The sequence below is a fragment of the Tessaracoccus sp. MC1627 genome (assembly GCF_014164725.1).
Lineage (GTDB): Bacteria > Actinomycetota > Actinomycetes > Propionibacteriales > Propionibacteriaceae > Arachnia.
This window is the reverse complement of sequence record NZ_JACJGA010000006.1, coordinates 194,851-207,920: the sequence shown is the minus strand read 5'-3', so window position 1 is coordinate 207,920 and position 13,070 is coordinate 194,851. Positions and strand designations below refer to the sequence as shown.

Below are 13,070 nucleotides of genomic sequence, written 5' to 3'. Positions count from 1 at the left end.
CCATGGCCAGAACACCCGCCGCCCCCGCCGCGCCCAGCACCGCGAAGGAGCTCAAAGACCTGCTGTGGAAGTCGGCTGACAAGCTGCGCGGCTCGCTGGACGCCAGCCAGTACAAGGACATCGTGCTGGGGCTGGTGTTCCTCAAGTACGTCTCCGACGCGTTCGAGGAGCGCCGCGAGCAGATCCGCGAGGAACTCATCATCGAGGGCTACGACGAGGCCACCGTCGCCGAGACGCTGGAGGACCGCGACGAGTACACCGGCTCCCAGGTGTTCTGGGTGCCGCAGGAGGCCCGGTGGTCCTACCTCGCCGCGCACGCCAAGGGCACGCCGGACAAGTCCACAGGGGAGCTCGTCGACGACGCCATGCGCCGGCTCATGGAGGAGAACAAGTCGCTGGCCGGGACGCTGCCCATGGTGTTCAACCGGTCGAGTGTCGACATGCGCCGCCTCTCGGAGCTGATCGACCTCCTCAACGGCGCCCGCTTCACCGGCGCCGGCGCCACCAAGGCCCGCGACCTCCTCGGCGAGGTCTACGAGTACTTCCTGGAGAAGTTCGCCCGCGCCGAGGGCAAGCGCGGCGGCGAGTTCTACACCCCTGCGGGCGTGGTGCGGGTGCTCGTCGAGGTGCTGCGCCCGACGTCTGGCCGCGTCTATGATCCCTGCTGCGGCTCGGGCGGCATGTTCGTGCAGGCGGAGAAGTTCCTCGAATCGCACCACCGCTCGCCGGGCAGCATCTCCGTCTACGGGCAGGAGCTCAACGAGCGCACCTGGCGGATGGCGCGGATGAACCTGGCCATCCACGGCATCCTCGGCAACCTCGGCCCCACCTGGGGCGACACCTTCGCCCGCGACCTCCACCCGGACCTCAAGGCCGACGTGGTCATGGCCAATCCGCCGTTCAACATCAAGGACTGGGCGCGCCGCGAGGACGACGCCCGCTGGGCCTACGGCGTGCCGCCGGCCGGGAACGCCAACTACGCCTGGCTGCAGCACATCCTCAGCAAGCTCGCCCCCGACGGCCAGGCGGGCGTGGTGATGGCTAATGGCTCGATGTCGTCCAACAGCGGCGGCGAGGGCCAGATCCGCGCCGAGATGGTGGAGGCGGACGTGGTGAGCTGCATGGTGGCGCTCCCCACCCAGCTGTTCCGGTCCACCGGCATCCCCGTGTGCGTGTGGTTCCTGGCCAAGAACAAGGGGACCTTCGGCGAAGCGACGGCGGACCGCCGCGGTCAGACGCTGTTCATCGACGCCCGCAACCTCGGCCACATGGTCGACCGCGCCGAGCGAGCCCTGAGCGACGACGACATCGCCAGGATCGCAGGCACCTTCGCCGCCTGGCGCAGCATCGAGGGCGAGTACGACGACGTGCCCGGCTTCTGCCGATCTGTTCCGACGGCGGAGATCAAGGCCGCGGGCTACGCCCTGACCCCGGGTCGCTACGTCGGCAGCGCAGCGGTCGAGGACGACGGCGAGCCCCTGGACGAGAAGATCGACCGGCTTACCAAGGAGCTGTTCGAGGCGATGGACGAGTCCGCCCGCCTCGACGCCGTCGTCCGCGAGCAGTTGGGGCGAGTGAAGTGAGGTTGGAAGATCTCTGCGAGGAGTTCGTCGACTGCAAGAACCGGACAGCTCCCCTTGATGAAGGGGGTGAGTTCTTCGCGGTTGGTACACCCGCCATGAGGAGCAATCGGATCAGCTTTGGTGAGGCGCGGCCAATTTCGCGGTCGACCTATGAGCTGTGGACGGCCCGGCTCGTGCCGCGCGAAGGCGACCTACTGCTGGCCCGTGAGGCGCCCGTCGGACCGGTCGTTCTGGTGCCTCGGGCACCGAGGGTAGCCGCTGGCCAGCGGACGGTCCTGCTACGAGTGGACCCCGCCGTCGCCGTGGCTAAGTGTCTCTACTACTACCTCATCGACTCCGGCACGCAGCAGCGGCTTCAAGGCTTGGCCCATGGATCGACAGTTCCTCACCTTCGGCTTTCCGATGTGCGGGATTTTGAGGTCGACCTGCCAGACCTCGCCACCCAAACCGCCATCGCCGACGTCCTGGGAGCGCTGGACGACAAGATCGCCGCCAACGAGCGCGCCAACTCGATTGCGTCCGCGTTGTCGCAGTCGCTGCTCGTTAGGGCGTCCGACTCGGTTCCTTTGGTCCCTCTGGGACAGCTCGTCGACGTCCCGAGGAACACAGTCACGCCGGTTCCAGGTGGCGTGTGGCACTTCAGCCTGCCGGCCTTCGACGAGGGGGAGGTCCCCAAAATGGAGGATGGGGCCGAGATCAAGAGCGCCAAGCAGCGCCTGGATCAGCCTGCCGTGCTCCTCTCGAAGCTGAACCCGCGCATCCCGCGGGTGTGGGACGTGGCGTCAATCCCGGAGGCGCATCCTGCCTTGGCGTCGACGGAGTTCATCGTGCTCGAACCACGCTCGGCATCAACCGCAGTGCTGGCAGCGGCGTTGAGGCTGCCCACATCGTTGGATGGCCTCCAATCCCTAGCCCGCGGCACGTCAGGATCACACCAGAGAGTGAGTCCTGCTGACGCGATGGCCCTCGAGATCCCCGATGTCAGGCAACTCCCCGTCGATCTACGCGAGAAGTTAGCGGTGTTGGCCGCAGCCACGGCCAGCAGGCGCACAGAGTCGGCACGCCTCGCCGCGACCCGCGACGCCCTCCTCCCCGAGCTCATGTCCGGGCGGCTCGCCGTCAAGAACATTTGACAGCCGTGCTAGCGTGTAACGAAGAAGGTTACATCCATTGAGGATCAGCTACTCGTCCAAGCAGCTTCAGAGGGAGTGCACCGACGACCGTGAGATGAAGCGGAAACGCGGGTCGGTGGCTCTGAAACTGAGGCTGCGAATCAACGCTTTGAATGCGGCAACGTCGTTGGAGGATCTGCAGACGTTGGATCCTCTTGGCCGGTGGCACCCGTTGACGGCCAATCGCTCTGGTCAATGGGCCGGGGACCTCAGTCGCAACTGGCGGCTCATCGTCGAGGATGACGGCGTCGAGGGCGGAGAGGTTTCGGTCATGGTGATCGAGATCCGGGACTATCACTAGAGGGGAGGGGACATGGACAGGAACTATGCGGTCGCGCCGGGGGAGTACCTCGCCGAGTGGCTGGACGACGAGCACTTCACCCAGCAGCAACTGGCCGACAGGCTGGGGTGGAGCCGCAAGCGGGTGAACGAGATCGTCGGGGGTCGCGCCCCGATCTCCGCTGAGGCGGCCATCCAACTGGAGCGGGTCACCGACATCCCCGCCGACTCGTGGCTGCGCTTCGAGGCCGCCTACCGGGCCGACCTCGCGCGGCTGCACGACGCCGAGCAACTTCTAGCGGACGTCGACGTGGTCGACGCGCGCGTGGCAACGTACCTGCGAGCGCTCGGGGCCACGACGGCGACGGCCAGGAGCAAGACGCAGCTGGTGGCCGACTTCCTGCGCTTCCATCGCTGCGGCACGGTCGCCGCCTACCGGGAGCTGGTGGACGAGCAGTTCAGGAGTGAGTTCCAGCTCGCGGCACTGAAGGAGTCCACGGACGCCGTCGATGAGGGGCTGCTGATGGCCTGGCTCCGCGCCGGCGAACTCACGTCCGAGTACGAGGCGGCCCGCACCCTGGCCTTCGACCAGGAGTGCCTGCGAGCGCTGCTCCCCGAGCTGCGCCGCCGCGTCGCCACCCCCGACGACCGAATGATCGACGACGTGCGCGCCATGCTCCGAGCTGTCGGGGTGACGCTCCAACTGGTCGATCCGCCGGCGAGCTTCCCGCTGCACGGGGTCACTCGCTGGATCGATGGTCGGCACCCGTTGATCCAGCAGACCGGCCGACGGGGCAAGGACGGCTTCATCATCTGGATGCTGTTCCACGAGCTGGGCCACATCCTGAACGACCCCCGCGGCGAGATCCATCTGGAGTTCACCTCGTCGAAGACTCGGAACTCGCACGCGGAGAAGCAGGCCAACCAGTTCGCGATGGCAACGCTTTTCGGCGAGTCCGGGATCGAGCCCTTCGATGGACTCGAGCGCGACGGCGACATCCGTCGCGTGGCGCAGGAGGTGGGAATCTCCCCGGGGCTCGCGGTGTTCCAGATGCACCGGGCCCGGCTGCTCGCCTACAACCGGGGCAACCAGCTCTGCGTCGATCTACGCGCCTGACCGAACCTCGCGCTCACTCGGCCGAACGCCGCTACGCAGATGCGGATCGTTGTCAGTGAAGTGAGAGTGTGACCACACTGATCGAGACTGAAACACACTGAAGGACACTGACAGTGTGAGTCGACGAGAGTGAAAGTAGAAGCTCTCACCGTTGTTAGCGTTGCACGTTGTGAAAGCTGGGTTCACAGGAGAAGACACACGATGACTCTGAAAGACTGTAAAACTTGAAAACCCAAGTCTTGTGTCGTATGTTTCAACTGTGAAGTGGGACAGCGCGAGTCTTCAGGATGCGATCGTCGGGCTTCGGGAGCGGCGAGCCGACAGCGCGGAGATCGAAGTGAAGTCAGCTGCCGGCGGTGCTCCAACGCTGGGGTCAACCCTGTGTGCCTTCGCCAACATGCCCGAAGGAGGAACAATCATCCTCGGGCTCGATGAGGCGGCAGGTTTCGTGCCAGTGGATCTGACGAGCGTCGCCGCCCTCGAACAGGCGGTCTCCGATCAGGCAAGAACCAGCGTCGTCCCGCCCCTGCGGTGCGAGTTCCAGACTTTTCGGGTGTCGGGCAAGCCCGTGCTCGTCGTCGAGGTGATAGGCCTGCCACTCGACCAGCGGCCTGCGCGCCACGGCGGCAAGGCGTATCTCCGCCAGACTGATGGTGATTACGTGATGAGCGAGCAGGAACTCGCCCAACTCGAGCTGGCCAAAACCCAGGCCAAGCAGCCCACCCATCCTGACCGCCAGCCTGTTCCCAGCTCATCGGCCGACGACCTTGACGGCGGACTGGTCGCCTCGTATCTGGCCGCCGCGCGCGCCGCGTCGCGTCGCTATGCAGCAGCCACTGACGAACAGATCCTCCTTCACACGGGCGTGACGACGCGTTCGGGCGAGGTCACCCTGGCCGGTCTCTATGCCATGGGCCAGTTCCCACAGTCGGGTTCGCCGAGCCTTGGAATTACCGCCGCCGCCGTGCCGCCGCGTGATTCGGATGGTCCCCGCACTCGAGACCTGGTTCACCTCATCGGGCCCATACCTGACCTGCTGGACGAGGCCATGGCTTGGGTGCTCCGCAACACGCGCACCACCATGGGCTACGACGACAGGGGCCATGGCGTCGACCGCTCAGAACTCCCGATGAGAGCCGTGCGCGAGATAGTCGCCAACGCCCTCGTCCATAGGAACCTGGATCCCATCACCGACTCGAAGCGGGTGGAGATCCGGCTCCTCAACGATCAACTGGTCATCACGAGCCCCGGAGGTCTCTGGGGCGTCTCGGAGAGCCAACTCGGGCGCCCAGGCGCGAAGAGCGCCGTCAACCCGGTTCTCTACGAGATCTGCAAGTTCGTACGTATGGCTGACGCGAGTCGAGTCATCGAAGGGGAGGGGGGCGGGATTCGCGAGGCGATTCAAGCCCTCACTGCTGCAGGACTCCGTCCGCCACGGTTCATCGACAACGGGCTCCAGTTCACCGTCATCATCTCCAGACACACCCTGGTGGAGGACGCGGACCTGGTGTGGCTTCAGGACGTCACCGACGATGTGGACCTCTCAAGTGAGGAACGGGCCGTCCTTGTGTCGATGAAGCACGGGGGAGTCTGGAGCAACGTCCGCGTCCGGCAGGAGTTCGCACCGATCGACTCGACGGCGGCCCGGAAGCTGTTGCAACGGCTCGTCGAGGCCGGGCTTGCGGTGGCCGACGGCGAACGTCGGCAGACGTCTTATCGAATCTCACCCTCGCTGGCCTCCTCTGCGCAGGAGGAAGTGGAGGTGTTGGAAACGGCTCCTTCAAGGCCGCCACGCCTCGACGATACGGGTGCCCCTCGACCACGCGTCAAGCATTCAGACTCGATTCTTGCCGCGATGGAGCGTGCGGCGACGCTCCACGAGCTCGTCGAGGCTACCGGCCTCACTGAAGGGCAGGTTCGGTACGCACTGAAGAGGCTCATAGAGACTGGGGACGTCGTGATGATCGGCTCCCAGGGAGTGCGTGATACCCGCTACGAGCGCTCGGGTGGCGTCCACTAGTCAGCGACAACGACATTCGCCCTCAATGCACATCACTGAGTGCTCACTGAACAACAGTGATGTGCAGTGAATGACAGTGAGGTCAGTCAGCAGTGGCCGCGAGGCGGCTGCTGATGTGCTGATGCAGGTCGTCGACATAGACAGGAAGCCGCATAGACCGGAGCGAGAAGGAACCACACTCTGGCTCGCACCAGGCGAACACGTCGGCGTCGGGGGCCCGAACGCCCTTCAGCAGTGCCAGAGCTTCGGCGTCGCGCCCGAGGAGATGGCGCACGAACGCACGGTTGGCGGTGTTGAGCTCTGGCTGCCTCAGCGGGAGGCGCGACGCCCGGTCCAGTGGTCCCACCGCTTGTGCTGCGCCTTGGGGGATCAGGCAAAACCCAAGGTTGTTGAGAGCCTCTCCGTCCGCTGGGTTCATGAAAGCCAGCGCAGTGAAGATCTCAGCGGCTTCCTCAGGCCGGCCCTCCTGGAGGTGGCGCACAGCCTCGCTGACGAACTGATCAGTGCTCAGGTCGCGTGTCTGCGGGAAGGTCTGAGGTGTGGACTCGGCCAAGCGGTCAAGGGCCACGGCGGCAACGTCGGTAGGACTGATAGTCCTCGCAGCGAGGACGCGCTCCCCGCACTGAGTACCGATCCTGCCGCGCGAGTATCCCCATTCCATGACGAGGCTACTCGTGGTCCAATTCGACAAGTGAGTCACTGTGAACCGTTCCCACAGCCAGAGTGCCTCGGGCTCGGGAAGCGTGGGTGGCAGATTACTGAACAGCGCCTCCGCCGGCGCCTGCCACCCTAGGAACCCATGCAGGTCCGTCTCGACCAGACGCGCGAGCCACTCGGTCACATGCGTCGCGAACCAAGCGCCGTACGTGTGGGAACTCGAGTTGCGATCAAGGCATCTCTCCCAGAGTCGTCGCCAGACGTCTGACGCGGGGAGGTCGGTGATCATCTGCGTGATGACGTCCGCGACGGTAGGTGAGACCCCGACACGCAGGATGGGGACGACATCCAGCCCGCGCCGAGACAACTCGCCCCAAATGCCGAGGAAGTCCTCATCCGATGTGGTGCGAGCGATTGGCGGTGTCGCGGCGTGCGTACGCAGCCGGAGCAGCAGTGCGGTCGTGCTTGCGCCCGCAACCGGTGAGTCCAGATCGCGGAGCATGGCCTCCGTAGCGTCGAAGAGGGAAGCGCCCGAAGCGATCTCAATGGGCCGCGAGACGCCGGTCATGACCAGTCCTCCGAGCACATTCACCGAAGTGGTGGGTCTGGAGACACCGAGCTCGAGCAGCGTGTCACGGCACTCCTCCGCGCACGTTGGCCCTTGGGGACCCTCCCTGAAGTAGGGGCACGACGGAGTCAGGGTCGGAATGGTGCAGGCATCGCTGTAGGCCGTGAGGGCACGAGTAATCAGTCCATCTCGAAGTGAAGAAGCTTCCCCCATGACCGCAGCCTAGATCAGTCGGGGTGCGGGCCGATGGTCACGATGGTGATGTGCCCGTCACCGGGCCCGTAGATCCAGAAGATGCGCCATGCGCCGGGCGTGTGATTCTCGACGTAGGACTCCCACAAGTCCGAGCCATCCACCGACTTGACTGACTGATACTTGTGGGAGTTGAGCCCCGGGTGCCGAGGATTCTGCTCCAGGAGCCCCAAGGTCTTGCGCACCTTCTTCAGCTTCACCGAGTAGTTCGGTGAGTCCGCAAGATCCTTCAAGACCTTGGTGGCCTCCCCGGTGAAACGTAGCTCCACCGGGCTAGTCCTCGACGTCCTCGTCGGCGTACTGGGCGAAGCTGCCGAGGCTCTGGGTCACGCCTGCCGCCGCCTCCGCCAAGCCCCGCGCCAGGGACTCGCGCAGCATCTGGTTCTCCCACACGATCAACTCGCGGCGGGGGATCGAGACCAAGGGGGTGAGCAGGATCTGCCCGTCGTCGTTGACCGCTACTGCGTACCGATCGTCCTTGCGAACGCCGGTCTTGGCCATGGGCAGGCGTCCGCGCTCGTCAGCAAGTGCTTCGCCGACGCTCTTGAAAACGTCCGTGTTCATGTGAGTCCTTCCCCTCCGCGAGAAATGTAACACTTGACCCGCGGTTGCATTGCCCCACTGGGGCATTGCCCACGGTACGCCTTTCTGGTGGCCTGTTCAAGTCGGGAGTAATGTTCTGTGGACAACTCGAAGCCTGCCGTATCGGCTTGGTCCGGCAGCGCGCCGGCTCGCGTCACGCTGGAATCACCGACGTCGTGACGAACCAATGGTCATGGTTCCTCCGCGCTCGGCCGCGGTTGAACCGGTAGCCACAGTCCCAGATCACGCGGGCAACACGTAGAAGTACATCAAGAGGTAGTGCAGGAACGCCGCCACCGCCACGAGCACGTGCCAGATCTCGTGAAAGCCGAATATCCCGGGCCACGGGTTCGGTCGCTCGATCACGTAGATCACGAAGCCCGCGCTGTACACCAGGCCGCCCGCCGCCAGCAGGACCAGTGCGGTCGGCGGGAGCGAGACGTCCGCGCCCAACAGCGCGATGGTCATCCAGCCCAGCGTGATGTAGAGGGTGTTGGTGACGTACTTCGGGACTCGTCGCCACACTGAGCGCAGCACGATCCCCAGGATCGCGACGGCCCACACCGCGCCGAACACCGCCCATCCGTACACGCTGCGGAAGAGCACCAGCACGAGGGGAGTGACCGTGCCGGCGATCAGGGTGAAGACGGATGCGTAGTCGAGCGTCCGTAGTGCCTCGTTGATTCGTGGGCCTCGATCGAGTCCGTGGTGGAGCGTGCTCGCCGCGAAGAGTGTCATGAGTGCCAGCCCGTAGATGCTGAAGCCGACGATCTTCCACGGATCTCCCTGGTCTATGGCCTGGGAGACCAGCAGGACCGTCCCCAGGACGGAGAAGCAGAAGGCCACCAGGTGCGAGAGGGTGTTGAACCGCTCGTCGGTCACGTGGACGCTGCCGTCCCTGCTTCTGATAGGGCTGTTCACAAGCCGCCTTCCGAACGTAGGGCCGTGCGTGAGGGGGGTCCAATCACGACGCAGTACCGGGGTGGAACTGTCGTACCTGCGCCCTAGCGTCGGCGTCAGGAGTCGACACTCGGGTCGGCACGCGAACGGTAGGAGGTCCTCATGGACGACGTGATCGATCTGGACGCCACGGTGGAAGCGTCGTGGGGCAGGTTCGAGCAGGAGTACGCAGCCGCGGTGCGGGAGTTGCGGCCAGGGCAGCACCTGCTGGCGAGTATCGACGATGGCTATGTAGACGATGACGACGAGGACGGCGGATACGGGATGGAAGCCACCCCCTCCGTCGTGACCCTCGCCTGGGAGGGCGAGCTCGGCGTCATCGTGGAGGGCAACGACGTCCTGGCCTGCGCCTATCACTTGACCCGGGCCGACATGTCCGCACTGCGGAAGTGTGGGCTGCGGCGCTTCAGCAGGCACACCTCGGCATATCGGCTGGTGCTCCCCGTCAGCGAGGCGACGCACGCCGCGGCCGTAGCTGCCTCGGTACTGCGCGACGTGTTCTCCGTGATCCACCCTGCCTTTCTCAAGGGTGGAGGATTCTCGGTGGGCGGCCAGCCTCGCAGCGAGTGACCTTGTCCCGAGGCGCTCGGCACTCACTCGCCGGACAAGGGAAGCATTGACCTGGAGGAATGTTCACCGCACTCGTCGACACCTCGGTCCTGTGGCCTAGGTCCCAGCACTTGGCGGCCGATAACGGGCCTTCTCGCACGCCGCGTCGGATGCGGACGGACATGCGGGCAGACTAGGGCTCATGCTCGAAGACGACCTCGAACTCCTCGCCCACGACTACCTGGGCGAACTCGGGTGGCGTCCGGTTCACGGCTCCGAGCTCAACGCCCGCCGCGCGTCGGCCGCGGACCCGGTGCTCGTCGTCGACTTCCGCGCGGCGCTGGCCCGGCTCAACCCGGCGGTGCCCGCGACACTGCTGGACCAGGCCGTCACAGAAATCCTCACGCCCGCGTCGCAGGACGCCGCCTCGGAGAACCTGCGCCTCCACGAGCTCATGGTGCACGGCTACCGCGGGGTCAGCTGGCTGGAGCCCGACGGCACGGAGCGCACCCCTACGTTGCGGCTGATCGACCCCGACCCGTCGGCCAACGACTGGCTGGCCGCGCGCCAGGTGATCGTCCGCGACCGCGACGCCCACCGTCGCTTCGACCTCGTCCTCTACTGCAATGGCCTGCCCGTCGGCGTCGTGGAGCTGAAGAACGCCGGAGACCAGTCCGCCACCGTCGCCACCGCCCACGCCCAGCTCGCCACCTACCTGCGCGAGTTCCCGATGGCCTTCCGCACCTGCGTGGTCACGCTCCTCAGCGACGGCGTGCTGGCCAAGTACGGCAACCCGTTTGCCCCGCTCAACCACTACGCCGAATGGAACGTCGACGACGACGGCCTCCCGCTCGCCGACCAGGCGCCCGCGCTCGAATCGCTGCTCGACGGCGTGGCCAACCTGGAGCGCTTCGGCCAGCTGATGCGCAACTTCACCGCCTTCGCCGAGGGGGAGGGCGGCATCCTCAAGCGCACCGCTAAACCGCACCAGTACTTCGCCGTCACCAAAGCCGTCGGCCGCACAGTCCAAGCCGTCGAGAGCGACGGCAAGGCCGGCGTCGTGTGGCACACGCAGGGTTCAGGCAAGTCGTTGGAGATGGAGTTCTACACCAACCTCCTCCTGCGCACCCCGCGCCTGCAGAACCCCACCGTCGTGGTGGTGACCGACCGCACCGAGCTCGACGGTCAGCTCTTCGACGGATTCGCCGCGTCCAAGCTGTTCCCCGAGAAGCCGGAGCAGGTCTACACCCGGGAGGCGCTCCGCGCCGCGCTCACCGAGCGCAACTCCGGCGGCATCCTGTTCACCACCCTGCAGAAGTTCGGCCGCACCCAGCAGGAGCGCGAGGCCGGGCGCGAGCATCCGCTGCTGTCGGGGCGCCGCAACATCGTGGTCATCGTCGACGAGGCGCACCGCAGCCACTACGACGACCTCGACGGCTACGCCCGCCACCTCGCCGACGCCCTCCCCTCCGCCACGCTCATCGCGTTCACCGGCACGCCCATCAGCTTCACCGACCGCAACACGCGTGAGGTGTTCGGCGACTACATCGACATCTACGACCTCACCCGCGCCGTCGCCGACGGCGCCACCGTGCCCGTCTACTACGAGCCGCGGCTGGTCACCGTCGGGTTCGACGACGGCGTCACCTCCGAGCAGCTCGACGCCGCGGCCGACGAGCTGACCCGCGACCTCGACGAGACCGAGCGGGACCAGGTGGAGCGGTCGGTGGCTGTGATCAACTCCATCTACGGCGCGCCCGAGCGGCTGCGCACCCTGGCCGCGGACATCGTTGAGCACTGGGAGAAGCGCCGGGCCCGGATGTATCCGGAGATCGAGGGGCCGGGCAAGGGCCTGATCGTGTGTGCCACGCGGGAGATCGCCGCGAACCTGTACTCGGCCATCGTCGAGCTGCGGCCGGACTGGCACTCGGATGCCATCGACGGCGGCCGCATCAAGGTGGTGTACTCGGGCACGGCCTCGGACCAGCCCCCGATCAGCGACCACGTTCGCCGCGAGTCCGAGAACAAGGTGATCAAGAAGCGGCTCGCGACCGCCGAGGACCCGCTGGAGCTCGTCATCGTCAAGGACATGATGCTCACCGGCTACGACTCGCCGCCGCTGCACACCCTCTACCTCGACCGCCCGCTCAAGGGCGCACTGCTCATGCAGACCCTCGCCCGGGTCAACCGAACATTCCGGGGGAAGTCCGCGGGCCTGCTGGTGGCCTACGCGCCGCTTACCGACAACCTCGCCCATGCTCTTGCCGAGTACACCCTCTCCGATCAGCGCGAGCGCCCCATGGGCCGTGACGTGGGCGAGGCGGTCGAGCTGGCGCGGGCCCTCGTCGAGCAACTCCGCGACCTCGTCCGGCCCGTGAACTGGCGGGCCAAGCTCGGCACACCTAGAGGCTGGATGGATGCCGCTCGTCTTCTGACGGCCTGGCTGCGGGACCCGCGGAATCCGGGGAACCGCGTGGCGGAGGGGCACGCCACGCTCACCGACAGGTACCGGCACCTCACCACGCAGCTCGGCCGCGCCTGGGCGCTGTCCGCAGGTGCCGACAACCTCGCCGACATCGCCGACGAGGTCCGGTTCTACGTCGAGGTGCGCGCCTGGGTGGCCAAACTCGACGCGGCCGAGCGGGAGTCCACTGGGCGGCCGGTGCCCGAGGAGGTGGCGCGGGCGCTGCTTGCCGTCGTCGAGGACTCCACCGACTCGCGCGACGTCATCGACATCTATCAGATGGCGCAGATCACCCCGCCAGACTTCGACCACCTGGCGCCGTCGGTGCTGGAAGAGGCACAGGCCTCGCAGAACCCGCAGCTGGCCATCGAGGCGCTGCGGGCCGCGCTGCTCCTGGAGGCGGCGCGCGTTTCAGGCCGGAACCTGGTGCGGCAGCAGACGTTCGGCGACCGAGTGGCAGACGTCATCAACCGCTACACCAACGGGCAGCTGACCTCCGCTGAGGTGCTACTGGAGCTGTGGCGTACGGCCGAGGAGATCGCGTCGGAAGCGCGGCGCGGGGAGCAGTTCGACCCTCCGCTCGGCACCGACGAGTTGGCCGTCTACGACGCTGTCGCCGCCAACGACTCGGCGATCGAAGTGCTCGGGCAGCCCGTGCTGGGGCAGATCGCGCGCGAGCTCGTGGAGATGCTCAGGCGCGACGCGAAGACGGACTGGACGGTGCGTGACGACGTGCGCGCCTCGATCCGGGCCAAGATCAAGCGCCTACTGCGCAAATATAAGTATCCGCCGGACCGCTCCGAGGCGGCCGTCAAGTTGGTGGTGCAGCAGATGGAGGCGCTGTCCGCTGCCTGAGGTCTGCTGGCC

The 13,070-nt window shown here is 66.3% G+C and carries 11 protein-coding genes; 7 read left to right on the top strand and 4 right to left on the bottom strand.

The annotated features are described in order from the left end of the window. Positions 1-2: 2 nt before the first annotated feature. The 5 genes from H5399_RS13295 (at position 3) to H5399_RS18600 (ending at position 6,171) form a co-directional block, all read left to right on the top strand. Positions 3-1,583 carry a class I SAM-dependent DNA methyltransferase gene (locus tag H5399_RS13295; RefSeq protein WP_182783445.1) on the top strand — a complete coding sequence of 527 codons (1,581 nt, stop codon included), beginning with the start codon at positions 3-5 and terminating at the stop codon, positions 1,581-1,583. Continuing rightward, on the top strand, positions 1,580-2,716 hold the full coding sequence (locus H5399_RS13290) for a restriction endonuclease subunit S (RefSeq protein WP_182783443.1): 1,137 nt from the start codon (positions 1,580-1,582) through the stop codon (positions 2,714-2,716). Before H5399_RS13295 ends, H5399_RS13290 begins: the two co-directional genes overlap by 4 nt. A 37-nt stretch (positions 2,717-2,753) precedes the next feature. After that, positions 2,754-3,056, top strand: coding sequence for a type II toxin-antitoxin system RelE/ParE family toxin (locus H5399_RS13285; RefSeq protein ID WP_220491005.1), 303 nt, complete (start codon positions 2,754-2,756; stop codon positions 3,054-3,056). A 12-nt stretch (positions 3,057-3,068) separates the two neighbouring features. Further along, positions 3,069-4,151: a HigA family addiction module antitoxin gene (locus H5399_RS13280; RefSeq protein WP_182783441.1), complete on the top strand. Its 1,083-nt coding sequence runs from the start codon at positions 3,069-3,071 to the stop codon at positions 4,149-4,151. Between the two features lie 259 nt (positions 4,152-4,410). Continuing rightward, a complete protein-coding gene (locus H5399_RS18600; RefSeq protein WP_182783439.1) occupies positions 4,411-6,171 on the top strand; it encodes an ATP-binding protein in 1,761 nt (586 codons plus the stop codon). 82 nt (positions 6,172-6,253) lie between these two features. Here H5399_RS18600 and H5399_RS13270 read toward each other — a convergent pair whose 3' ends face one another. The 4 genes from H5399_RS13270 to H5399_RS13255 form a co-directional block, all read right to left on the bottom strand. Continuing rightward, a complete protein-coding gene (locus H5399_RS13270) occupies positions 6,254-7,396 on the bottom strand; it encodes a type IV pilus biogenesis/stability protein PilW (protein ID WP_182783436.1) in 1,143 nt (380 codons plus the stop codon). Between the two features lie 227 nt (positions 7,397-7,623). Continuing rightward, positions 7,624-7,917, bottom strand: coding sequence for a hypothetical protein (locus tag H5399_RS13265; protein ID WP_182783434.1), 294 nt, complete (start codon positions 7,915-7,917; stop codon positions 7,624-7,626). 4 nt (positions 7,918-7,921) lie between these two features. Continuing rightward, positions 7,922-8,212, bottom strand: a complete 291-nt coding sequence (locus H5399_RS13260; RefSeq protein ID WP_182783432.1) for a hypothetical protein — start codon at positions 8,210-8,212, stop codon at positions 7,922-7,924. 261 nt (positions 8,213-8,473) lie between these two features. Beyond that, entirely contained in the window at positions 8,474-9,151 is a 678-nt protein-coding gene (locus H5399_RS13255; RefSeq protein WP_182783430.1) for a hemolysin III family protein, read from the bottom strand. Positions 9,152-9,292: 141 nt separating this feature from the next. Here H5399_RS13255 and H5399_RS13250 point away from each other — a divergent pair, with 141 nt between their 5' ends. Continuing rightward, the gene (locus tag H5399_RS13250) at positions 9,293-9,760 is read left to right on the top strand and encodes a hypothetical protein (RefSeq protein WP_182783428.1); all 468 of its coding nucleotides are present in this window, start codon (positions 9,293-9,295) and stop codon (positions 9,758-9,760) included. 181 nt (positions 9,761-9,941) lie between these two features. Then, positions 9,942-13,058, top strand: coding sequence for a type I restriction endonuclease subunit R (locus H5399_RS13245; protein ID WP_182783426.1), 3,117 nt, complete (start codon positions 9,942-9,944; stop codon positions 13,056-13,058). The last annotated feature ends 12 nt before the right edge of the window (positions 13,059-13,070 follow it).